Origin of the sequence: Modestobacter sp. NPDC049651, assembly GCF_040659695.1 — a bacterium.
GTDB lineage: Bacteria > Actinomycetota > Actinomycetes > Mycobacteriales > Geodermatophilaceae > Modestobacter.
The window spans coordinates 562,174-585,183 of record NZ_JBFAOG010000001.1 but is presented as its reverse complement, the minus strand read 5'-3'; the positions used below and the strand labels follow the sequence as shown (position 1 = coordinate 585,183).

Genomic DNA, 23,010 nt, shown 5'->3' with positions numbered 1-23,010 from the left:
GCCGGGGCCGCCGCTCCCCGCTGACCGGGCGGGTCAGCCGGTCGCGACGATCAGCCCTCCGGCGCGGGTGACCCGGTCGGCGCGCACCAGCGCCGACAGCGCGGCCTCCAGGTACGGGATGAGCACCGGGTGGTGCCGGCGGTGGCCGAAGACGGCCAGCGTCTCGTCGAACAGCTCCTCGCGGGTCAGCCCGGCCCGGGCCCGGCACAGCGCCACCATCGCGTTGGCCACCTCCTCCGGCGGCACGTGCTCCAGGGGCCGGTCGGCGTGGTCGGACTGCCGGCGGAAGCCCGCCCAGGACGCCGGGTCCAGCCCCGCCGGCCAGCGGTACTCGGCACCGGGCTCGGGCAGCAGCGCCAGCACGTCCTCGGTGCGCGCCTCGCTCAGCCGGGCCACCCCGAACGCCGCGGCGGTCAGCCGGGCCAGCCGCACCCGGTGCACCGGGCCCTCGGCGGCGATGCCGGCCAGCATCGTGCGGCGCACCGCCCGCGCGGCCTCCGGGTTGGCGAGCTGGTGCAGCAGGCGGGGGTCACCGGCCGGCCGCGGGGTCCACGGCTGGAACGGCTGCTCGCCGGGCAGCACGGCGGGGGCGAGCACCGGCAGCGCCGTGGTGCGCACCGGTTCGCCGAGGTCCTCGTCGTCGAGGTCGTCGAGGTCGTCGAGGTCGTCGGTGTCGTCGAGGTCGTCGTCGTCCAGCTCGTCGTCGGCCGGTTCCGCGACCGGTTCCTCGACGGGCTCCGGGACGGCGGGGCCCGGCGCCGACCGGACCGCCTCCACCAACCGGTCGAGCACGGCCTCCCGGTCGGCCAGCCAGCCGGGCAGCCAGACCCGCTGGACTGCCGGCCACCGCGCGGCCAGCGCCTCCGCCGGCACCAGGTCGCGGTCGGTCACCGTCTCCCGCGCCGCCCACGCGGGGCCGTCGAGCAGCACCGCCAGCACCGGGGGCGCACCCGGGACCCCCACGGCGAGGTCCACCCGGAAGTCCGACGTCCCGACGTCGGTGCGCACAGCCAGGCCGCGGCCGCGCAGCCCGGCGGCGACGTCCTCGCGGTGCGCGTCGGGCCGCCGGTCCGCGGCCGGCTGCGGCGGCCGCGCCCCGGTGGCCACGTCCAGCAGCGCGCGCAGCCGGCGCACCCCGGCGGCCGACGTGGCGCCGCCGGCGAGCAGCGCCGGCGGGAACGACGCGACCACGACGACCTCCCGCCGCGCCCGGGTGACCGCCGCGGTCAGCAGGTGCTCCCCGCCTGAGCGGGCCAGCGGACCCAGGTCGCCGGCCAGCCGGTCGAGGCCCTCGGGCGCGCAACCCAGCGTGAGCAGCACGGTGTCGCACTCCCGCCCGGCCACGTCCGCCGGTTCGCGCACCCACACGGTGCCGTCGGCGAGCGCCTGCAGCAGCCGCTCGTCGCCGGTGGCGCGCAGCCGCTCCTCGACCAGCGCGCGCTGGGCGTCGTGCAGCGCCACCACGCCCACCGACCGGCCCGGGCGCCGCCGCACCTCCGCGACGACCGCGTCGGCCTCCGCGGGGTTGGTGAACCGGTCGTCGGTGGCCGAGCGCAGCACCGCGCCGCCGGTGCGCACCAGCGAGACCGCGGCGCGGCCACCGGGGGAGGGGAACGTGCGGGTGCCGGGCCGGGGCGCGGCGGCGGTCAGCTCCTCGGCCAGCGCCCGGTGCTGCCAGATCAGCTCGCGGCGCGGCACCCCGGCGCGCAGGCACGCCGACAGCAGATCCGCGCCGCCGGCCTGCGCACCGTCGCCCACCACGACCGCCGTCCGGCCACGACCCAGCGCACCGATCGCGTCGACCACGGGCAGCCGCTCGGCGTCCTCCACGAGCACCAGGTCGAACGTGCCGGCCAGCGGCGGCAGCTGCCGGGCGACCGCGGCGGGCGTGGTCAGCACGCAGCGCGGGAGGTCGGCCGGGTCGGCGAACAGCGCCGGCACGTCCGCGGCGGGCTCGGGAGGCGGAGCCTCCACCGCGGGAGCCGGCGTGCCGGCCACCCGCGCGCGCAGCCGGCCGCCGAGCTCGAGCGCGCGGTCGTGCGCCCGCTGCACCGCGGCGGCCTCGGCGGCGCCCAGGCCGGTGGCCGCCGCCCGCTCGGTGAGCGAGGTGCGCGCGAGCCCGCGGTCGAAGGCGGCGACGGCGTCCTCGGCCGGCACCGCGCCGGCGAGCAGCGCGCTGCGCACGCCGGGCAGCTGCGCGGCCTCCAGCAGGTGCAGCGAGCGCAGCAGCTCCAGCCAGCGGGCCAGCGACGGCAGGCCGGGCTCGTCGAGCGCCCGCCCGGCCCGGGTGGCCTCCCAGCGCGGGAACACCCCCTCCTCGCCCGCCCAGTCCGCCAGCTCCGCCCCGCCCGCACCCACGACGGCGAGCAGCGTCTCCAGCGCCGTCCGCAGCGCGGTGAGCGCGGCCGCGTGCAGCGGATCGGGACCGGGCTCGGTGAGCAGGTACCGGCGCAGCGCGGCGGGGAAAGGACCCCGGTCCAGCAGCGCCGCCCGCAGCCGGCGCAGCCGACCGACCTGCCCGTCGAGCAGGTCGGGGGCCAGCAGCGGGTTCCAGTTCCAGGGCACCGTCAGGCCGGGGACGTCGCCCGCCCGGGCGGCCAGGTCGCGGACCTGCTCCTGCACCCCGAGCAGCGCCTCGGCCAGCGCGGGCACGTCGGCGGGCAGCACCTCCACGCCGTCGCGCAGCACCGGCTCCAGCTCCGCGCGCACGGCCAGCAGCCGCTTGGTGCGGCCCAGCCGGCCGGACGCCGCCGCCTCCTGCGCGCCGGCGACGATGCCGGCCAGCGGCAGGTCCAGCGCCGTTGGCCAGGCGACGTCCAGCCCGGGGTGGTCGCTGCCGGCGACCTCCGCCGTCTCGGCCAGCAGCGCGTCGGCCCCGTCGTCCCAGTCCGCCCGCAGCGCCGGCTCCAGGTCCTCCACCCGCAGCACCGGGCCGGCCAGCACGACGGTCAGCACGTCGAGGTCGGCCGGGGTGCGGACGGCCGCGACCACCCGGGCCAGCGGGCCAGCGCTGGGCAGCCGCTCCAGCGCGGCGTCCAGGTCCGCGGCGGCCGTGGCGACGGCGCCCGGGTCGACCGCGTCGCTGCAGACCAGCCCCCACGGGTGACCGGGGCCGGGCAGGGTGGCGGCGGCCCGGCGTGGGAACTCCGCGAGCAGCGACCGCACGGCCGCGACCGTGCGGTCGGAGGCCGTCACGACGAACGCGGGCGGGACCGGCAGCACCGGCAGGTCGGCGTCGGCACCGACCGTGCCGGCGTGCGCGGCGTAGAGCGTGAGCCCCGCGGAGTTCGGCTCGTGCAGCCGGTCCCGGTAGGCGGTGAGCGCGCGGCGGGCGGCGCGCAGCTCCTCGGTCGCGTCGGGTACCGGTGCGACCGGGGCGGGGCCGCCGGCCAGGACCGCACCCAGCCCGGCCGCGGTCAGCCGCTCGGTCAGCGCCTGCCGGGTCGCCCGGGCACCGGCGACGACCAGCACCCGCCGGCCCGCGCCGACGACCGCGGCGGCCAGGGCGGCCACGGTGTGCGTCCGGCCCGTGCCCGGCGCTCCGTCGAGCACGAGCGTCCGGCCGGCGCAGGCGTCCGCGATCGCCGCGAGCTGCCCGGCGTCGGCCGGCAGCGGCAGCCGCGCGGCGAGCTCGTCGAGGTCCGGGTCGACGGTGTCCGCCGGGTCGGGCGCCGGCGGCCGGAAGCGGGTCGCCGGGCCGCTGACCAGCGCGGCCACCAGCGGGTTGCGCATGAACTCGGTGGGGTGCCGGTCGGCGTCGGTGCGCCGCTGCTGCGCGGGCAGCGGCAGCAGCGCCAGCGCCGCCGTGGGCTGCACCCGGGCGGGCAGCCCGGCCCGGGCCAGCGCCGGGGGCAGCGCCGCCAGCACGGCGGCCAGCGCGCCGGGCAGGTCGGCGCGCACGTCCGCGGCCGGCAGGTCCAGCCCGGTGCGCCGGTGCAGCTCGGTGGACAGCCGCTCGTTGACCGCCGGCACCCCGGCCGGGTCCAGCGCCAGCCGGCGGGCGCCGCTGCCGGGCACCCGGGTCAGCGTGACCGGCACGAGCACCAGCGGCGAGCGCACCGGCCGGCCGTCGAGCTCCCAGGCGATCGCGCCGAGGGTCAGGTGCAGCAGGGCGTCGCCGGTCTGCTCGGCCGCCGCGCCGGCCCGGACGGCGAGCGCGTCCAGCCGGCGTCCGTAGCCGTCGCCGGTCAGCTCGGTGTAGACGCCGCCGTGCCCGGTGAGCAGGTCGCCGAGCTGGTGGGCGGGCAGGTCCCGCGCGCTGACGATGCCGCGCCGGCGGTGGACGGCGCCCAGCTGGTCGTCGGGCAGCAGCGTGGCCCCGCCGCCCGCGGCGATCCGCTCGGCCAGGTCGCGCAGCCCGGTGGGGGGCAGGGTGAGCGGCACCGGGGCGGTGTCGCTCAGCCCGTCGTCGGTGCCCAGGTCGAGCAGCTCGTCGGGGAACGCCCAGCGGGCTCCCGCCGCTCCCCGCCGGCGCCGGGGCGCAGGCCCGGGCGCCTCGGGGGCGGGCGGCAGCGGGCCGATGCCGTCGAGCCGGGCCCGGTGCACGTCGGTGACGCCGACCAGCCGGTGCAGGTCGCCGGTCAGCCAGGCGGCGAGCGGGGTGCGGTGCAGGTCGCCGAAGGTCGCCGGCGGCGCGGTCCCGGTCAGCATCGTCGGTTCCACCAGCTGCACCGCTCCGCGCCGGACCAGCGGCACCAGCCCGGCCACGTCGGTCGTCGCGGTGGCCTGGGTGCTGCGGCCGGTGCGCCAGTAGCCGAGGAAGGCGTGCCCGTCGGCGATCCACAGCAGCGGCCGCAGCCCGGCGTGCTCGAACGCGGCGGCCAGCACCACGACGGCGTCCAGGCTGCTGGCCACCCGCTCGTCGAGCACCTCGGTGGGGGTGCGCACCCGCTGGGGCACGTCGGCCCAGCTGTCCGGGGCCGGGCCCGGGCGCACCGCCCGGCGGCGGAACGCCTCGACCAAGGCGGCCGCGGTCTGGTCGATCCGGTGCGCGTCCGACCGCGACGGCTCCCGGCCCGGGTCGCCGGTCGCGGCGCGCAGCAGGTCGGTGGCCGAGCCGACGAGCGCAGCGGCCGCCGGGTCGTCGGGCCGCACGTGCGCGGCGAGGGTCTCCAGCGCGAGCGGACCGGGGGCGGCCAGCCACTCGCCGGGGGCGAGCACCCGCAGCCGGGTGCTGGCGGCGGCGAGCTCCGCGCCGTCGGCGGTCACCCGCACGGTGAGCTCGCCGGCGGCGGGCAGCCCGGGTGAGGCGAGCACGTCGGGATCGGCGAGCAGCCCGACGTCGGCCAGCACGGTGGGGCGGTCCGGCCGGAGGGCGCAACGCAGCTCGACGTCCGGGCCCAGCCGCACCGCCCCGGCCCGGGCGGCGACGGTCACGACGGCGCCGTCGGCCGGTCCGGCGGGGAGCGTGAGCCGCGCGACGAGCGGCACCCGGCCCCGGGCGAGCGCCTCGCCGACCACCGGGACGGCGTCGACCACCACCCGGTCGCGGTCGCCGTCGACGGCGACCGCCGGGCCCGGGGGGACGCCCATGGTCCCTGTGTACCCGGCGGCGGCACCCGTTCCCGGGACCCCGGCGGCCGTGTGTCGCGGCTCAGCCGTCCAGCCAGGCCTCCACCGCGTCCAGCTCGGCGTGGGTGAGCCCGGTCGCGAGGTGGGGGGAGACGACGAAGACCTGCGGGTTCGCGGCCAGCCACTCCCCGGCGTCGGCCGCCTGGTCGGCGAGGTCGTCGTCGATCCAGACGATCCGCCGGCCCGGCTCGGCCGCCGCGACATCCTGCGCGGCGGTCAGCTTCCACCAGCCGGCCAGCGCGCCCCACCGGCCGGCGAACCCGGTCGGCGCCGCCGCCCGCTCGTGCACCCGCAGCCCCCGCGGCAGCCCCATCGGATCGGCGAGCAGCGCGTCGGCGTCCGCCGTCCAGGTGGTCAGCCACTGCAGCTCGACCCGGCCGCTCTCGTGCCAGTCGCGCAGCCGGGCGGTGACCGTGGGGTCCCAGCTGAGCACGTAGCCGTTGAACCGGCCGCGCGCCCAGCCCGCCGGCAGCTCCGGGGTGAGCGCGTTGAGCACGCCGTCGACGTCGAGCAGCAGCACCGGGGGAGCGGTCACCGGGCCAGCAGCCGGCGCAGCCACCGCACCCGCGCGGCCCGCGCCTCCCGGGACAGCTGCGCCTGCGGGGCGAACCCGTCGAAGCCGTGGAAGCCACCGGGCCAGACGTGCAGCTCCGCCTCGCCACCGGCCTGCCAGATGCGGCCGGCGTAGGCGACGTCCTCGTCGCGGAAGGTCTCCGCGCTGCCCACGTCGATGAACGCCGGCGGCAGGCCGGCGAGGTCCGCCGCCCGCGCCGGTGCGGCGTAGGGGGAGACGTCCGGGCCGCCGCGGGCGTCGCCGAGCAGCGCCGTCCAGCCGGTCTCGTTGCTGGTGCGGTCCCACACGCCGCGCCCGGCCATCTGCCGCGCGGAGACCGTCTCGTTGCGGTCGTCGAGCATCGGGCAGATCAGCAGCTGACCGGCCAGCGCCGGGGCGCCGCGGTCGCGGGCCATCAGCGCGAGCGCCGCGGCCAGCCCGCCGCCGGCGCTCGCCCCGGCCACCACGATCCGAGCCGGGTCGAGGCCCAGCTCGGTCGCGTGCTCGGCGGTCCAGACCAGCCCGGCCCAGCAGTCCTCGACCGGGCCGGGGTGCGGCGTCTCCGGTGCCAGCCGGTACTCCACCGAGACGACGGCGAGGTCCAGCTCCTCCGCCCAGTCGACGATGTCGGCGACCCCGCTGCGGTTGTCGCCGAGGACCATCCCGCCGCCGTGGGTGTGGTAGACGACCGGCACCGGGGCCCCGGTGCGCGCCGGCCGGATGACCAGCAGCGACACGTCCGGGGCGCCGGCCGGCCCGGGCACGGTGCGCTCCTCGACGGTGAACCGGCCGCCGCGGGAGAGCTCCTCGTCGGTCGGCGGCGGCACGGGCGGGGCGGCGCCGCGGCGCAGCGCGACCATCTCCGGGGTGATCGACGGCGGGAGCACACCGGCCAGCGGCGCCAGGGCCGCGGCCAGCTCCGGGTCGAAGGGCGGCGGCGGGCCGACCGGGTCGGTCGGGGCGGACGTCGGCGTCACGGGACCTCCAGCTGCGGGGCGGCCGGGGGTGACCGCGGTCTCATCCTGGCGTCCCGACCCGGGCCGGGCGAGCAGGGGTCAGAGGTAGCCCCCGATGTCGGTTCCCCGCCGGACGGTCGGCAGCCTGCGCTCCTCGCGCAGCGCGTACAGCTCGGCCAGGGTCACCGGGCCGGTGGGGGCGGGGCTGTCCGGGCCGAGCCAGGCCTGCGCCTCCGCCGGGGACAGCGGGGAGAACTCGACCGCGCTCAGGCACCGCCCGGGCCGGGTGATCGCCGGGTGCAGCGCGCCCAGGTCCTCGTTCGTGGTGAGCAGCACCACCACCCGCAGGCCGTGCCCGAGGATGCCGTCGCACAGGTTGAGCAGCCGGCCCAGCGACGCCCCGGCCCGCAGCTTCGCGTCGCTGCGCAGGTACTCGTCGCAGTCCTCGGCGACCACCAGCCGCCACCGGCCGGGGTCCTCGTCGACGTCGTCCTCGTCGCCGCCGGCCACCTCGAGGAGGTACTGCGGGCTGGCGAACAGCTGCTCGGGGTCGGTCACGTAGTGGGTGTCGCACCAGCCCGACCACGCCCGGCTCAGCGCCCGGGCCGCGGTGGTCTTGCCGGTACCCGGGGCGCCGTGCCAGAGCACCAGCCGGCCCGTGCGCCCCTCGAGGTCGGTCAGCGCGAGCAGCGGGTCCAGGCCGGCGGCGGTGCTGCCGGCGTAGTTGCCCACCACGTCCGGCCACTGCGGCGTCGACACCGTGCGCGCCGCGCTCGTCGCGGTGTCCTGGGAGCTCGACCAGAACCGCATCCGCACGGTGCCCTCGGGCAGCGCGACCGCCGTCCGGGCGCTCCCGACCAGCCGGTCCAGCACCTCCTCGACCCGCCGCAGGTCGGCGCCGATGACCGTGGCGTGCGTGATGCCCCACCGCACGGACAGGTGCACGATCGCGCCGTCGAGGTCGGCCAGCACCGCGCGCCACTTCTCCGCGCGCTGGTCCAGCCGGACCCGCGCGCCGTCCGGGAGCAGTGCGCGCAGGTCGTCGACGGCACCGGGCACCTCGGCCGCCCGGTGGTAGGGCATCGCGCCGGTCCACTGGGCGTGCAGCAGCACTGCGTCACTGATGTCCTCGACGTCCGACAGCTGGACGCCGGGGACGACGGTGCCCGAGGGCGAGCCGGGCAGCGCGGCGGTCACGGGTCCTCCTGGGGAGCGGGGAGCAGAGCCCGCGAACTCTACGGCCGGCCGCCGACGGCCACACCTGCATTCCGCCGCTGCCGACACGCACGACCTGCCCGTGGGCGCACACCGGCTGGGGGATGCTCGACCCTTCCCCCGCACGGAGCCCGCACGGAGCAAGGAGACGACATGAAGGCCCGGTACCTGGGCGGCCTGGTCGCCGCCGGGCTCGCGCTCGGCGGCCTCACCGGCTGCAGCGGGGACGACGAGCAGCCCGCCGCCGCGCCCCGGACCACGAGCGCCGCGCCGACCCCCACGCCCACCCCGCCGCCCCCGCCGCCGCCGACCTGGCCGCTCACCGGGCTGACCGCGAGCTCGGCCACCGGTGACGTCACCGAGCGCCCGGCGCTGGCGATCAAGGTGGAGAACTCCGTCGACGCGCGCCCGCAGACCGGGCTGGACGCCGCCGACGTCGTCTGGGAGCAGGTCGTCGAGGGCGGCATCACCCGGTTCGTCGCCGTCTACCAGTCGACGCTGCCGCCGCAAATCGGGCCCGTGCGCTCGGTCCGGCCGATGGACCCGGCGATCGCCGCCCCGCTGCACGGCCTGCTCGCGTTCTCCGGCGGCGTGCCCGCGTACGTGCAGGCCGCCCGGGACGCCGGGCTGCAGGTGGTCAGCCAGGACTCCGGCGCCGCCGGCTTCTCCCGGGTCAGCACCCGCAAGGCACCGCACAACGTCTACGCCGACCCCACCGTGCTCGTCGGGCAGGCCGACGATGCGCACAAGGCGTCGCCGCAGCCGCAGTTCGAGTTCGGCCAGCCGCCGACCGCCGGCACCCCCGCCACCCGGCTGGACCTGACCATGTCCGGGGTCAGCCACCCGCGGTGGACGTGGAACGGGCAGGCCTGGCTGCGCGCCGAGGGCCAGCAGCCGGCGGTCACCGCCGACGGCCGGCAGCTCGCGGCCACCAACGTCGTCGTGCTGCGGGTCGACGTCGTGCAGACCACCGCCCGCGACCCGGCCGGCAACCCGGTGCCCGAGACGCAGATGGTCGGCTCGGGCGCGGCGACCGTCGCGGTCGGCGGCACCACCGTCGAGGCGCGGTGGGCGAAGAACGCGGTCGGCGACCGGGTCGCGCTCACCGGTGCCGCCGACGGCATGCCGGTGCGGCTCGCCCCGGGCACCACCTGGGTCGAGCTGGTGCCCAACGGCTCCGGCGGCGTGGCGGTCGGCTGAGGCGCTGGTCGCGCCTCAGCCGACCACCGGGATCAGCGCCGGACCTCGGCGGTGCCGATCGTCTTCGTCGGGAACCCGAGGGTCTGCAGCACCGTGCTGATCCCCGCGTTCGCGGCGCCGGCGACCACCACGATCACGTCGTCCGGCGTGCGCACCGTCGTCACCAGGTCGTCGTCCGCGACCTGGTCGATGCCCGACGCCGACGCCTCGTCGAACGCCGAGACGCCCGGGGCGTTCTCGAACACCGCGGTCGAGTCGCCGCGACCGGCGGCGCGCAGCTGCCCCGCCGTCCGGCCGCTGTGCTCGGCCAGGTACTCGCGCACGTCCTGCTTGGAGAACCCACCCCCGGCCAGCAGCTGCGCGTGCTCGGGACCGATCACCACCACGACCCGGCGGAACCGGCGGGTCATCGACCCGATCCGGCCGCAGGTGTCGGCGAGGTCGTTGAGCACCGCCTTCGGGTCACCGGTGTTGCGGTTGTCGACGTGCTCGGTGCTGCGGGTGTGCACCGCCGACACCGCGCTGACGCCGGGCGCGTGGCCCAGCGTCTCCGACAGCGGCTCCCAGGGGCTCTCCTCCTCGTTCTCCGCGATGCAGAGCGAGTACTTGCCGGGGAAGCCCTGGGTGGCCTGGTCCAGCTCGTGCGGCCGGATGCCGTAGGCGTTCATGATGATCAGCCGCAGCGCGCGGCCGACCGTCGCGTTCGCCCGGAAGCCCGGCCCGAACACGTTGCCCTTGGCGTTGAAGCCCAGGTCGGCGCGCACCGGGCCGTTGACCACCAGCAGCGGACCCCCGCCGGTGGTGCTCTGCCAGCCGCCCAGCCCCGGCCAGCCCTCGTCGACGGTCGCCTCGAGCGCGGCCAGCACCACCGGGAAGTGCTCCGGCCGGCAGCCGGCCATCGCGGCGTTGATCGCCGCGGCCTCCACCGTGCAGCCGCGCTTGACCTGCTTCATCGTCCAGAGGACCTCGGACGGCGAGCGGTCGGTGTGCTCGAGGAACCGGTGCACCAGGCTCGGGATCGGCGGGACGACGGGCAGCCCGTCGGTCCAGCCGCGCTCGTGGCACTCCTCGATCGCCGCGATCAGCTCCTCGGGGCTGAAGGCGGTCTGCTGCTCGGTCACGGTGCCTCCCCGCGCAGGACGGCCAGCACCTGCGGTGCGGCGAGTGCGGCGTGCTTCGCGATGCCCTCGGCGTCCAGGCTGCTCACCGGGTGCGGCACGACCGCGAACGTGTAACCGGGGGCGCCCTGGATCGTCGCCATGGCGTCGGCGCTCGCCTTGAGGGCGTCGGTGCAGATGGCCACCGACGGGATGCCCCGCTTCTCCATCAGGATGACGTCGGCCACACTGGCCGCGCTGCAGCTGCCCTAATCACCGACCGCTTCGATGACCAGGTCGCACCCGGCCGCGATCTCGTCGAGCAGCTCGTCGGGGGCCGGCCAGGTCGCCGGCACCTTCTTCCAGATCACCTCGGACGGCGCCAGCTCCGGCTCGACGATCGCGAAGACCGCCTCCAGCAGCTCTCGGGCGTTGTGCTTGCCGTTGTCCATCAGGACCAGGCGCTTGCCGCGCAGGTCGGCGGGGCGGTCGGCGAGCAGCACCGCTGCCCCCTCGGCCTGCACCGTCGGGTCCATCAGCTCGAAACCCACAGCCATGGCCACTCCTCTCGGTTGCCAGTGATGGCGGTCACGCTAGGCAGCGGCGGCGGTGAGTGCAGGTCGTCGTCCGGTTGGTGGAAGACGTATCGCCGTCCGGGCTCCTGCGGGTCGACCCGGCCGTCCGCCGGGTTGAGCCGGGCGGCCTGAGGTGGAGCCGTGCCGTGGCACGGCTCCACCTCGGTCGGTGCGGGTCGACCCTGGCGCCGGGCGGGTCGACCCGGGCGGGACGGCGGGGGGTCAGGCCGGACGGCGGCCCACCCAGCCGGCCGCGGCCATGCCCAGCCCGAAGACGACGGTGCCCGGGATGATCCCCCAGCCCTCGACCGGCAGCACCCCGCCGGCCAGCACGCCCCCGACGGTGATCGCCGGCAGCGCCAGCGCGACCGCCGCGGGCAGCAGCCGGTGCCGCAGCGCCCCGACGCAGACCAGCAGCGGGCCGAGCAGCGTCGCGGTGCCGGCGAGCGCCGAGAACCAGGCGATGGACTCCTCGAGCTCGTGGAAGTGCGAGTGACCCATCAGCGGCGCCACGTACCCCTCGGTGATGCTGCCGATCGGCATGAGCACCAGCCCGACCCACAGGACGGCGAGCCCGGCGGTGGCCAGCCGGGACGGCGCCAGCCGGCGGAACAGCACACCGATCCCGGCGGCCATCAGCACCGCGCCGGCGCCGAACGTCAGGTGGGCGGCGAGCCAGGTCGGTGCCTCCAGCGCGGCGTCGTCGTGCCGCATCGGGTGCAGCGCGTTGCCGACGGCGAACAGCACCCCGCCGGCGACGACCGACAGCGCGGCCAGCGGCGGGCGGCCGGCCGGGGCGCGGTGCCCGGGAGCGGGGGAGGAGGTGGTGGGGGCGAGCGTGGCGGTCATGGCGTCCTCGTCGGGTGCGGCGGCTCCACGGTGAGCCGGTCGGGGCAGACCGTCGCCGCCCCCACTTGCCGGGCACTTGCGGCGCCGCGGCAAGTCGGCCGCAAGTGCGCCGGTGCACGGTCCTCGGCATCCACAAACCCCCACCGAGGAGGACCCGATGACCACCACCGCCCCGTTCCCCGTCACCCCCCGCCGCGACGGCGACCCGGTGCCCGACGTCCTGGGCATGCGCCTGGCGCACCGCACGATGCTCAAGGACGCCGCCCGGCTCACCACCCGCGCCGAGCAGTTCGCCGCCGGCGCGAGCGGCGACGTGCCGGCCTTCAGCGCCTACGTCCGCGACTACGCCTTCTCCGTGCACCACCACCACACGGTGGAGGACGAGATCCTCTGGCCGGTGATCGTCGAGTCGGCCGGGCCGCACGTCGACCTCTCCGAGCTCAGCGACGACCACGCGGCGCTGGACCCGCTGCTCGAGCGGCTGCGGTCGACCGCCGACGGGTTCGCCGCCCGCCCGGCCGAGGACTCCGCGACCGCGCTGGCCACGGCGCTGGCCGAGCTGCGCGACACCCTCACCGAGCACATCGCCGAGGAGGAGGCGGAGGTGTTCCCGGTGATCGAGCGGCACCTGTCGGTGCGGGACTGGGCGCAGGTCGAGGCGCGCATCCGGAAGCGGGCGAAGATGTCGTTCGAGGCGCCGCGCAACGTGCTCGCGGCGACGCCGGCGGAGCTGGCGAAGGTCAAGGCCGAGGGCGGGCTGCCGATCAAGGTGCTCATCGCGCTGCTGGTGCCGCCGTTCCGCCGCCGGGAGCGCGCGGTGTTCGGCAGCTAGAGGTCGAGCCCGGCGAGCTGGCGGGCCAGCTCCTCGCGCAGCCGGGCCGCCCCCGCCCGGTGGGCAGCCGCGGCCGCGGGGTCGCCGACGGCGTCGGCCACCGCGGCCAGCGCGTCGTCGACCGGGCCGACCACCAGCGTCCCCGACTCCAGCCCGGCCACCCGCCCCGCCCAGGGCAGCAGGTCGGCGTAGGCGGCGCGCGCCACCGGCAGGTCGCCCAGCCCGACGGCGGCGTGCGCGCGCAGCACGGTGGTCACCAGCCAGTAGTAGTCGCGGGCGATCGGACGGCGGACCGGCCACACCGCCCGCGCCTCGTCCGGCCGCCCGGCGTCGAGCAGGCCGAGGACGACGGCGTCGGTGAGCGCGCCGGGCATCGCGGCGCGCAGCCACTCGAGGTCGGCCAGCGCGCCGGACAGGTCGCCGCGGTTCCAGCCGGCGGTGAACCGGCCGATGATCGCCATCAGCTCGCCGTTCATCGCGCCGGACTCCGCCAGCCGCGCGGCCACGGCCTCGTAGCGGGCCCGGCCCTCGTCCGGCCGGCCGGCGAGCACCAGCAGCGCGCCGGAGAAGATGTGCAGCGCGCCCAGCAGGTGCGCGAGCTGACCGGTGCCGGCCAGCGTCACCGCGGTGTCGGCGTGCCGGCGGGCGGTGGCCAGGTCGGTGCGCGCCCCGGCCGCCAGGAACAGCAGCCAGTGCGCCACCGCCAGGTGGTCGGGCTGGCCGGCCGCGGCGGCGCGGTACTGCTCGGCGAGGGCATCGCGCTCGGCGGCCAGGTCCGGGCCCAGCGCGTAGTAGCAGCGCGCGTTCAGCGCCAGGCACCGCAGCCGCTCGTCGTCCACCGCCCGGGCGAGCTCCAGCGCCTCCCGGCCGGCCTCCCCGGCGCGGTCGTCGTCGACCCCCTCGACCTCCCGGAACAGCGCGACCAGCAGCCGGCAGCGGACGTCGCCGGGCAGCCCCGCACCCGCGTCGGTGTCCAGCAGCTCCAGCAGCGGGCCGAGCAGCTCGGGGTCCTGCGCGCCGTCGTCGCGGACGGTCCACACCAGCGGCGCGTCCCAGGCGGCCAGCGCCTCGACCAGCGGCTCCCGGCGGCCCAGCCGGGCGGCGGCCCGGACGGCGTCGCGCTGCTGGCCGCGGGCGGTGACGATGTCGCCGGCCCGGGCGTGCGCGGCGATCGAGGGCACCAGCAGGTCGAGCAGCGCCTCGTCACCCCCGGGGCCGCCGGCCAGCGCGTGCAGCCGCAGCGCCGAGGCCCACTGCCGCGCGGCCTCGGCCGGGGCGCCCAGCTCCGTCGCCGCCCGGGCCGCGGCGACGGCGAACGGCACCGCGTCGGCGGCCGTCGTCGGACCGGCGGCGGCCGCCGCGTGGTGGGCCAGCGTCATCGGGTCGGCGCCGCCCCGGGCGCGCAGCGCGGCCAGCGCGGCGGCGTGCAGCCGGGCCCGGCGCAGCAGCGGGGTGCCCTCGTAGAGCGCGTCGCGCACCAGGGCGTGGGTGAACCGCACCCGGCCGGGCGCGGGCTCGTCGAGCAGCCCGGCGAGCACCGCGGTCTCCAGGCCGTCGAGCAGCTCGTCGGGATCGCGGCCGGCCACCTCTGCCAGCAGGTCGACGTCGACCTCGCGGCCAAGCACGGCGGCCTGCCGCAGCGCCGTCCCGGCCGGGCCGGGCAGCCGCTCGACCCGGCGGCGCAGCACGTCGCGCACCCCGGCCGGGACGGCGGTGCGCGCGGCGGCGCGGCCCTCGGCGACCAGCAGCCGGGTGAGCTCGCGGACGTACAGCGGGTTGCCGTCGGTGCGCTCCCGCAGCAGCGCCACCTCCGGGCCGGTCACGTCGGCCAGCCCGAACCGGCGGGCCAGCACCGCGACGCCGGCCTCGTCGAGCCCGGTCAGCGGCAGGTGCAGCGACGGCACACCGGCCAGCGCCGCGCGGGTCGCCGACAGCGCGTCGCCGCCCTCGCCGGTGCGCTCGGTGGCCAGCACGACGACCGGCTCCCCGGCGAGCAGGTCGGCGAGCTGGCGCAGCAGCTGCAGGGTCAGCTCGTCGGCGCGGTGCACGTCGTCCAGCACCACCAGCACCGGGTGCTCGCGGGCGGTCGCGCGCAGCCGGTCGGCGAGCGCGCGGGCCGACCAGAAGGCGTTGGGCGCCGCGCCGCCGAGCAGCTCGGCGTCCTCGAGGTCCGGGGAGCCGAGGTCCGCGGCCACCTCGCGCCAGGCCCAGGCCGGCGGGGCGCCGTCGACCTCGGGGCAGCGGCCCACCGCGACCCGCCAGCCCCGCTCGCGCAGCGCGGTGGCCGCGGCCTCGGCGAGCGTCGTCTTGCCGGCGCCCGGCTCGCCGTCCAGCCACACCAGCCGCAGCCCGGGGCCGTCCGCGACCGCGAGCAGCCGGGCGAGCTCCGCGGTGCGGCCCAGCGACGGCGGGGGAGCGGGCGCCGGCCCGGGAGCCGCGGGCGGGGTGCCGGGCCGGTCGAGCACCGGCGCCTGGTCGAGCACCGCGGCCTCCAGCGCGCGCAGCGCGGGACCCGGGTCGACGCCGAGCTCGTCGGCGAGGTGGTCGCGCGCCCGGCGCAGCACCGCCAGCGCGTCGCCCTGCCGGCCGGTCCGGTACAGCGCCAGCGCGAGCAGCCGCACCGCCTCCTCGCGGGCCGGGTGCGCCTGCAGGTGGTGCTCCAGCACCGGGACGACGGCCGCCGCGGCCCCCAGCTCCAGGTCGGCCGCCGCGCGCTCCTCGACCGCCGACAGCCGCAGCTCGTCGAGCCGGACCACCTCGGGCGCCGCCCAGGCGGTGTCGGCGAACTCCGCGTAGGCCGGGCCCGACCAGCACGCGAGCGCCTCGTCCAGCAGCGCGCGGCGGGCGGCGGGACCCGCGGCGGCCCGGGCCCGGTCGACCAGCGCGCCGAACCGCCAGGCGTCGACGGCGTCCGCGGGCAGCTGCAGGCGGTAGCCGGGCGCCGCGCTGACGAGCACGGTCGCCGCCTCCCGCCGTCCGCGGGCCGGTTCGAGCGCGCGGCGCAGGTGGCTGACGTGCACCTGCAGGGCGGCCAGCGCCTTGGGCGGCGGCTCGCCGGCCCACAGGTCGTCGACGATCCGGTCGGCGGAGACGACGTGGCCGCCGGCGGCGGCGAGCCGGGCGAGCACCGAGCGCTGCCGCGGACCGCCCAGCGGCGGCGCGGCCCCGTCGACGAGCGCGCGCACCGGACCGAGCACGCAGACCTGGACCCCGCTGGACATGGTGCCGGGGAAGGTATCGCCCGGGGGGCCGTTCCGCACAGCACCGCCGAGTTGCTCCCGCCACGCAACCGGTTCCGCATCGTCTGTGGGGGTGCTGGACACAGGCTGTGGCGCCGCGCGCGGCCCGCCCGGGAGCCGTCGCCGCACCCGTTCCCGGACGGCGTCCGCGCTGGCAGGTTCCGCGGCGTTTCTCGGGGACCCTCGGAGCTGAGGAGAGACCAGATGAGGTATCGCAGGACGGCGGCCGGTGCGGCGACCGCGACGGCGCTGGTGCTGGCCTTCCCGGCCACGGCCAGCGCGCACGGCGGGGGCGACCACGCCCCGGTCACCACCGTGGCGTCCGGTCTCCAGGGACCCCGCCAGCTGAGCGACTGGTACGGCAGCAAGCTGCTGGTCGCGGAGTCCGACTCCGGGGAGGTGTCCTCGGTCGACCGGTACAGCGGCGAGGTGCACACGCTGCTGACCGGGCTGGGCAGCCCGCAGGGCGTCGACTCCTCGCGCGGGAAGATCTACGTGGCGGTCGGCGAGGCCGGCGGCCCGCCCGACTCGGGCACCCCCGCGCCGCCGCCGGGCACGCCCAGCGCAGAGGTGGTGGAGGCGACACCGGACGGCCACGTGCTGCGCACGTGGGACCTGCTGCAGTACGAGAAGGACAACAACCCCGACGGCCAGGTCCAGCTCGTCAACGGCCAGCCGGTCGACGCGCTGTCCAACCCGTTCGGCGTGCTCGCCCAGCGGCACCGGGTGCTCGTCGCGGACGCCGGTGCCAACGACGTGCTGTCGATCGACCTGCGCAGCGGGAAGATCAGCACCTTCTTCGTCCCACCGACGGTCACCGACGTCGCGGGCTGCCAGAACGCCAACCCCGGCACGCAGGGCTGCGACCCGGTGCCGACCGAGATCACCGAGGGTCCGGACGGGCTGATCTACGTCGGCTCGCTCGGCGCGGAGACCCCGGGTGCGGGCCGGGTCTACGTGCTCGACCAGTGGGGTCACGTGGTGCGGGTGATCAAGGGCCTGACCTCGGTCACCGGTGTGGCCGTCGACCGGCGGGGCAACGTCTACGCGTCCAACGTGGTCAAGGGTGCGCCGGAAGGTGACGGCCCGCCGCCGGCCGGCTTCGACCCGGCGACGGTCGGTGAGATCACCAGGATCGACCGGTGGGACAACCGCTCGACCGCGCACGTGACGATGCCCAGCGGCCTGGAGTACGAGGACGGCGCGCTGTACGCCTCGGCGTGGAGCATCGCCGGCTTCGTGGGGCTGCCGAACCGTGGCGAGGTGGTGCGCGTCGACCGCAGCGCCTTCAGCGGCTGAGGTGAGCCGGCAGCGGTGAGCGCGGTGGCGGGGCCCGGGACGACACGTCCCGGGCCCCGCTGCCGTGGCTAGGGTCGGGACGTGTCCCGGGCCGACCGCACCGCCGCCGTCGCCGCCGTGCCGCTGGCCCGCGCCGCCCGGCTGTCGGCTGCCGCGCTCACCCGGCAGTGGCGGCTCCCGCCGGCCCGCAACGGCGTCCGGGTGCTGGGCGGCCTCGACGTCCCGGTGCGCGACCGCACCCGGCTGCGCACCGACGTGTACCTCCCCGACACCGACGGGCCGCACCCCACCGTCCTGCTGCGCTCGCCGTACGGCCGGGGCTGGCAGTTCAGCGTCTTCCTGGTGCTGCCCTACGCCGCCCGCGGCTACGCGGTCGTGCTGCAGAGCGTGCGCGGCACGTTCGGCTCCGGCGGTGACTTCCGGCCGGTGGTCGACGAGGAGCACGACGGCCAGGACACCGTGGCCTGGCTGCGCGAGCAGCCGTGGTTCGACGGCCGGCTGGCCACCCTGGGGCCCAGCTACCTCGGCTACACGCAGTGGGCGCTGGCGCTGGACCCGCCGCCGGAGCTGCAGGCGATGGTGCTCTACATCGGCCCGCACGACCTGGCCGGCGCCGGCATGGAGAACGGCGCCTTCCAGCTCGCCAACCTGGCCACCTGGACCGAGCTGATCGCGCACCAGGAGCGGGTCGGCACGCTGCAGGGCAACGTCCGGCTGATGACGGCGGAGCGCCGGCTGGCCCCGCACCTGGCCCGGCTGCCGCTGGCCGGGCTCGCCGAGCGGCTCGGGGGTGTGCCGGTGCCCTGGTTCGAGGAGTGGATCGCCCACCCCGACCTCGACGACCCCTACTGGGACCGCTACCGGGCCACCGCCGCGGTGCACTCCTCGACGGTCCCGGCGCTGCTGGTCGGCGGCTGGCAGGACTGGTTCCTGGAGCAGACGCTGGAGCAGTACCGGGTGCTGCGCGACCGCGGGGTGGACGTCGGGCTGACCGTCGGCCCCTTCGCGCACCTGAACCTGGACTCCGCGCTGGCGGTGCGCGAGTCGCTGGCCTGGCTGGACGCGCAGCTCGGCGACGGCCCGCCGCGGCCGGACCGGGTGCGGGTGTTCGTCACCGGCGCGGACCGCTGGCGGGCGCTGCCGGACTGGCCGCCGGCCACCCGCGACCGCACGTGGCAGCTCGCCGCCGGCCGGCTCGTCGACGGGCCGGGGGACGACGGCACGACGGTGTTCCGGTACGACCCGGTGGACCCGACCCCGTCGGTGGGCGGGCGCACGCTCGGCCGGCTCGCGGGTCGGCGGGACAACACCGGGCTGGAGGCGCGGGACGACGTCCGGACCTTCACCACCGACCCGCTGCCCGCCCCGGTCGAGCTGCTCGGCGCGGCCCGGGTGCGGCTCGTGGCCGACCCGGACAACCCGCACGCCGACCTGTTCGTCCGGCTCACCGACGTCGACCGGCGCGGCCGCTCGGTCAACGTCACCGACCGGCTGGTGCGGCTGGACCCCGTGGCCGGCGAGCCCGCGCCGGCCGGACAGCGGACGGTCGAGACGACCCTGCCGGAGACCGCGCACCGGTTCGCCGCCGGGCACCGGCTGCGGCTGCAGGTGTCCGGCGGCGCGCACCCGCGGTTCGCCCGCAACCTCGGCGCCGGCGAACCGCTGGGGGAGGCCACCCGCGCGGTGCCGGTGACCCACCGGCTCCGGCACGCCGGCTCGGCGGTCACCCTGCCGCTCGGCTGACTCCCAGCGCCTCGCGCAGCCCGGCCAGCCACACCTGCGGCCGCTCCCAGGCGGCGAAGTGGCCGCCGGAGTCCTCCTCGCGCCAGCCGCGCAGGTCGAACGCCCGCTCGGCGACCGGCCGCGCCACCCGGATCAGCTCGCCGGGGAACTGCTGCACCACCGTCGGCACGTCCATCCGGCCGACGTCCGGGCTGCGGTGCGCGTACGGCGCGAACGAGGTGCCGATCGCGCCGGTGACCCAGTAGGCGGTGATCCAGGTGAGCAGGTCCGCGCGGGACCACACCTGCTCGACGTCCCCGCCGGAGTCGCTCCAGTCGCGCAGCTTCTCCACGATCCAGGCGGCCAGCCCGGCGGGGGAGTCGCCGAGCGCTGCGGCCAGGGTGTGCGGCCGGGTGGCCTGCTCCAGCGCGTAGGCGCCGTCGGCGAGCCGCCACCGCAGCACCTGCTGCTGCAGCTCCCGCTCCTCGGCGGTCGGGCCGCCGTCGGTGACCACGTTGGTCGGGACGTCGGTGAGGTGCAGCGCCGCCAGCCGGTCCCGGTGCCGGGAGGCCAGCCCGACCGCGACGCCGCGGCCGATGTCGCCGGCGGAGACCACGGCGCGGTCGTACCCGAGCGCGGTCAGCGCGTCGGCGACCAGGTCGGACATCAGCGCGCTCGACAGGTCCGGGTCGTCGACCGGCGCGGCGAACGGGTAGCCGGGCAGAGCCGGGACGACGACGTGCACGTCGGTGAGCTGCGGCAGCACCCGCTCGTAGCGCAGCACCGAGTCCGGCCAGCCGTGCAGCAGGACGACGACCGGGGCACCGGGGTCGGCGGCGCGCTGGTGGACGACCCGCAGCGCGCCGGCGCGCTCCCACGGCAGTGCGCGGATCCGCTCCTCGTGCGGCCGCCAGTCGTACTCCTCGGCCCACCACCGCACCAGCTCGGCGAGGTACCCGGCCTCGGTGCCCCGGTCCCAGCCGGCGGTGCCGGTGCCCGCGACCGGGCGGTGCGCGCGCAGCCGCTGCCGCAGGTCGTCGAGCACCTCCGGTGCCACGGGCGGGGGTGCAGCGTCGTCCATGCGGGATCTCCTCAGCTCACGCGGAAGACCGGCCAGCCGATCTCGGTGCGCCACTCTGCCGCATCGGGGGTGTCGCGGGGCCCGACCAGGTAGTGCTCGCGCACCGGGCCGGCCACCGCCAGCGCGTGCTCGACCACCCAGGCGCCGAGCTCGCCGTAGGTGACGTCGATGTCGTCGTGCTCGCCGCGGTGGGTGGTCACAGCCAGCTCGGCGGCCGGCAGGTCCGCCGGGCGGACCCGGCCGGCCACCGGCGGGTGCGCGGTCGGCAGGTAGAGCAGCGCGGTTCCGGCGCCGTCGGTGAACAGCGCGTTGTCGTACAGCCCGCCGGGTGGGCCGACGGGCTCCGGGACGGCGGCGTCGAGCTCGGCCATCGCCGCGGCATACCAGGCGATCACGTCGTCGTCCCGCACGGTCGCCTCGACCGCGGCGACCGTCGTGGCCGGCACCCGCCGCAGCTCGACGTCCAGCCCGGTCGGCTGGAGCAGCCGGCGCAGGCTGGTCACCGCGGCCCGGGTGCGGTCGAGCTGCTCCTCCAGCCGGCGCAGGTGGCCGGCGACGAGGTCGGCGCGGGTGCCGGGGTCGGGGGTGGCGAGGATCCGCTGCACGTCGGCGAGCGGCACGTCGAGCTCGCGCAGCCGGTGGATCACCTGCGCGGTCGGGATCTGCTCGGGCGTGTACCGGCGGTAGCCGGTGAACGGGTCGACCGCGGCCGGCGCCAGCAGCCCCGCGTCGTGGTAGCGGCGCAGGGTGCGGACGCTGAGGTGGGTCAGCGAGGAGAACTCACCGATCGACAGCACGCTGCGACTCTGCACCCTCTCCCCGGGGGAGGGTCGAGCCCGGGCCGTCGAGCAGCTGCTGCCAGGCGGGTCCGAGCGTGCGGCCGTAGGAATGACCGCTGCCGGGCGGCCCGTCCAGCGAGGTCACCAGCGCGCCGGTCGTCTGCCAGAAGGTGACCACCGGCAGCCACGGCAGCCCGGCGCGCGGCGTCGCCAGCAGCCCGGGACGCCACCAGGCCACCGGGTCGTCGACGTTGCGCACCTCGACGCAACCGGGCACCGGCGGTCCGCCGGCCGAGCCGGGCAGGCCGGCCAGCAGGCAGCCGTCGACCGGCGTCGTCCGGACGGCGGACGCCGCGGCGACCGCGCCGAGGCTCTCGCCGAACACCAGCAGCCGGGGCCGGGTGGCCGCCGGCAGCGCGGCCAGCTGGGTGCGCACCGCGCGGAGCACCGCGGCCGCGGACCGGTCCGCCCGCTGCGGGCCGCGCAGGTACTCCAGCCAGCTCGGCTGCTCGGCGTACTGCACGGTCACCGTCGCGACGTCGCCGCCGCTGCGCCGCTCCAGCTCGCCGACCGCCCGCCAGTCGACCCACCCCGACCCGGTCGGGACGGCGACCAGCACGGTCGACCGGGCGGTGCCGCCGGCCCGCACCAGCCGGGTCACCGCGGCCCGTGCCCGGTCGGCGTCGGTGCGGCCGGCGGCGAGCGGCACCGTGATGCGCAGCGGGCCCGCGCCCGGCACGCCGGGCACCGCGGACACCGGGCCCACCGCGGGCGGCCCGGCCGTCGCGCTGCCGGGCGCGCCGACCAGGACCAGCAGGACGGCGAGCGGTGCGGCCAGCCGGAGCCGCCGCCGCGCGGGCGACCGCAGCAGGGCGACGAGCCCGCCGACCGCCCGCACCGCGAGCCAGCCGGTCAGCCCGGCGAGCACCGCGGCGGTCAGCCGCACCCAGGTCGGCGGGGTCAGCAGCCACGGGGTGGCCCAGCAGGTGAGCGCCGCGGTCCAGGCGGCGAGGACCGCGATCGGGTGGCGCAGCGGCCTCATCGCGGGCTCCCGGCGCCGGCGTCCCCGGTGACCACGGCGGCGATCGAGCGCAGCGCCGTCGAGCCCGGCGTGAAGTAGCCGGTGTGGCCGGTCGCCTCGCCGGTGGCCAGCCGCCGCGCGCCGAAGCCGGGGGAGACCGGGTCGGTGCCGTGGCCGAGGTCGCCCAGCGCCAGGTGCGGCACGCGGGCGATCCAGTCGCCCCGGGTGCGGGCCACCGAGACCCGGGCGCGGGTGTGCAGGGCGGCGACGTCGGCGGCGCGGGCGCCCGGGCTGCCCAGCAGCACCAGGTCGTCGGCCGGCAGCCGGTCGGCGGCCAGCGCGGCGACGACCGCGCCGTAGCTGTGCCCGACCACCGTCAGGTGCGGCGGTGCGCCGGGGCGGTCCCGCAGCCGAGCGACCTCCTCGACCAGCGCGGGCACCGCCGCGCGGGCGAGCCGGCCGGTGGCGGCGTCGCGGCCCAGCCCCTGCGGCGTCGGGTAGCCCACCCACAGCACCACGGCGGCGTCCGGCCCGGCCTCGGCCTGCAGGGCACGGGCCCAGCCGAGCGGCCGCCGCTCGGGGTGCGCCGGGTCGGCGAGGGTGCCCAGGTCGATGTCCGCCCCGGGCACCAGCACGGCGACCGACGCCGCGGTCGCCGGGTCGCCCACCGCCAGCACGGCGCGGCCCCGGCCGGTGCGCTCGCAGCCGAGCACCCGCAGGTCGTCACCCGTGGTGACCCGGGCGGTCAGCGACGCGGCGCAGGACGCGTCCAGCGGCACCGGGCCGACGGGTGGTGCGGCGGCCGGCTGGGCGGCCAGCACCAGCGCGCTGAGCAGCGAGGACGCCGTGGCCAGCAGGGCCAGCAGAGGGAAGCGCATGCCGATCGACCGTAGGCACGCCGCGGGGCCGGGTCGTCACGCTGCGGAGCCGATCCCGGCGCCACCCCCGGGGTGACGCGAGCCCGCTCGTCGCCCTGCGGGACCGGGCCGGTGCTACCGCGGTAGGGGGTCGGGATGCCCGC

Annotated in this window: 17 protein-coding genes; 4 read left to right on the top strand and 13 right to left on the bottom strand. The window is 78.2% G+C overall.

All coding sequences use genetic code 11. The features are described 5' to 3' along the window. Positions 1-33: 33 nt before the first annotated feature. The 4 genes from AB0J00_RS02915 to AB0J00_RS02900 all read right to left on the bottom strand — a co-directional run bounded on the left by AB0J00_RS02915 (position 34) and on the right by AB0J00_RS02900 (position 8,277). Positions 34-5,532: a DUF4011 domain-containing protein gene (locus tag AB0J00_RS02915; protein ID WP_357739882.1), complete on the bottom strand. Its 5,499-nt coding sequence runs from the start codon at positions 5,530-5,532 to the stop codon at positions 34-36. Positions 5,533-5,593: 61 nt separating this feature from the next. Next, entirely contained in the window at positions 5,594-6,106 is a 513-nt protein-coding gene (locus AB0J00_RS02910; protein WP_357739879.1) for an HAD domain-containing protein, read from the bottom strand. Continuing rightward, positions 6,103-7,101: an alpha/beta hydrolase gene (locus AB0J00_RS02905; protein ID WP_357739876.1), complete on the bottom strand. Its 999-nt coding sequence runs from the start codon at positions 7,099-7,101 to the stop codon at positions 6,103-6,105. The genes AB0J00_RS02910 and AB0J00_RS02905 overlap by 4 nt, the downstream gene beginning before the upstream one ends. Positions 7,102-7,179: 78 nt before the next feature. Then, positions 7,180-8,277 carry a DUF5925 domain-containing protein gene (locus AB0J00_RS02900; protein ID WP_357739873.1) on the bottom strand — a complete coding sequence of 366 codons (1,098 nt, stop codon included), beginning with the start codon at positions 8,275-8,277 and terminating at the stop codon, positions 7,180-7,182. Positions 8,278-8,448: 171 nt separating this feature from the next. Here AB0J00_RS02900 and AB0J00_RS02895 point away from each other — a divergent pair, with 171 nt between their 5' ends. Further along, positions 8,449-9,495, top strand: a complete 1,047-nt coding sequence (locus AB0J00_RS02895; RefSeq protein ID WP_357739870.1) for a DUF3048 domain-containing protein — start codon at positions 8,449-8,451, stop codon at positions 9,493-9,495. 32 nt (positions 9,496-9,527) lie between these two features. Here the strand turns inward: AB0J00_RS02895 and AB0J00_RS02890 are convergent, their stop codons facing one another. The 4 genes from AB0J00_RS02890 to AB0J00_RS02875 all read right to left on the bottom strand — a co-directional run bounded on the left by AB0J00_RS02890 (position 9,528) and on the right by AB0J00_RS02875 (position 12,016). Continuing rightward, positions 9,528-10,616, bottom strand: a complete 1,089-nt coding sequence (locus AB0J00_RS02890) for a hypothetical protein (RefSeq protein WP_357739868.1) — start codon at positions 10,614-10,616, stop codon at positions 9,528-9,530. Beyond that, a complete protein-coding gene (locus AB0J00_RS02885) occupies positions 10,613-10,840 on the bottom strand; it encodes a hypothetical protein (protein ID WP_357739865.1) in 228 nt (75 codons plus the stop codon). The genes AB0J00_RS02890 and AB0J00_RS02885 overlap by 4 nt, the downstream gene beginning before the upstream one ends. 21 nt (positions 10,841-10,861) lie before the next feature. After that, complete coding sequence (locus AB0J00_RS02880; RefSeq protein WP_357739862.1) at positions 10,862-11,149, bottom strand: hypothetical protein; 288 nt, start codon at positions 11,147-11,149, stop codon at positions 10,862-10,864. A gap of 240 nt (positions 11,150-11,389) precedes the next feature. Next, positions 11,390-12,016, bottom strand: coding sequence for a hypothetical protein (locus AB0J00_RS02875; RefSeq protein ID WP_357739859.1), 627 nt, complete (start codon positions 12,014-12,016; stop codon positions 11,390-11,392). A gap of 157 nt (positions 12,017-12,173) precedes the next feature. On the opposite strand from AB0J00_RS02875, the gene AB0J00_RS02870 reads away from it, so the two are divergent. After that, positions 12,174-12,848 (top strand): hemerythrin domain-containing protein, encoded by a 675-nt coding sequence (locus AB0J00_RS02870; RefSeq protein ID WP_357739857.1) that lies wholly within the window; start codon positions 12,174-12,176, stop codon positions 12,846-12,848. Here AB0J00_RS02870 and AB0J00_RS02865 read toward each other — a convergent pair. Beyond that, the gene (locus AB0J00_RS02865) at positions 12,845-16,069 is read right to left on the bottom strand and encodes a BTAD domain-containing putative transcriptional regulator (RefSeq protein ID WP_357739854.1); all 3,225 of its coding nucleotides are present in this window, start codon (positions 16,067-16,069) and stop codon (positions 12,845-12,847) included. The two genes, AB0J00_RS02870 and AB0J00_RS02865, sit on opposite strands and share 4 nt — an antisense overlap. A gap of 222 nt (positions 16,070-16,291) precedes the next feature. On the opposite strand from AB0J00_RS02865, the gene AB0J00_RS02860 reads away from it, so the two are divergent. Both AB0J00_RS02860 and AB0J00_RS02855 read left to right on the top strand, forming a co-directional pair. Continuing rightward, positions 16,292-17,386 carry a ScyD/ScyE family protein gene (locus AB0J00_RS02860; RefSeq protein ID WP_357739851.1) on the top strand — a complete coding sequence of 365 codons (1,095 nt, stop codon included), beginning with the start codon at positions 16,292-16,294 and terminating at the stop codon, positions 17,384-17,386. Between the two features lie 81 nt (positions 17,387-17,467). Continuing rightward, entirely contained in the window at positions 17,468-19,129 is a 1,662-nt protein-coding gene (locus AB0J00_RS02855; protein ID WP_357739848.1) for a CocE/NonD family hydrolase, read from the top strand. Here the strand turns inward: AB0J00_RS02855 and AB0J00_RS02850 are convergent. From AB0J00_RS02850 to AB0J00_RS02835, 4 genes are read right to left on the bottom strand one after another with little or no spacing between them, the layout of a single operon-like run. Continuing rightward, positions 19,110-20,189, bottom strand: a complete 1,080-nt coding sequence (locus tag AB0J00_RS02850; RefSeq protein WP_357739845.1) for an epoxide hydrolase — start codon at positions 20,187-20,189, stop codon at positions 19,110-19,112. The two genes, AB0J00_RS02855 and AB0J00_RS02850, sit on opposite strands and share 20 nt — an antisense overlap. 11 nt (positions 20,190-20,200) lie before the next feature. Further along, positions 20,201-20,986 carry a MerR family transcriptional regulator gene (locus AB0J00_RS02845; RefSeq protein ID WP_357739842.1) on the bottom strand — a complete coding sequence of 262 codons (786 nt, stop codon included), beginning with the start codon at positions 20,984-20,986 and terminating at the stop codon, positions 20,201-20,203. After that, positions 20,970-22,010, bottom strand: coding sequence for an alpha/beta-hydrolase family protein (locus AB0J00_RS02840; RefSeq protein WP_357739841.1), 1,041 nt, complete (start codon positions 22,008-22,010; stop codon positions 20,970-20,972). Before AB0J00_RS02840 ends, AB0J00_RS02845 begins: the two co-directional genes overlap by 17 nt. After that, positions 22,007-22,867, bottom strand: a complete 861-nt coding sequence (locus AB0J00_RS02835) for an alpha/beta hydrolase (RefSeq protein WP_357739838.1) — start codon at positions 22,865-22,867, stop codon at positions 22,007-22,009. Before AB0J00_RS02835 ends, AB0J00_RS02840 begins: the two co-directional genes overlap by 4 nt. Positions 22,868-23,010: the final 143 nt, after the last annotated feature.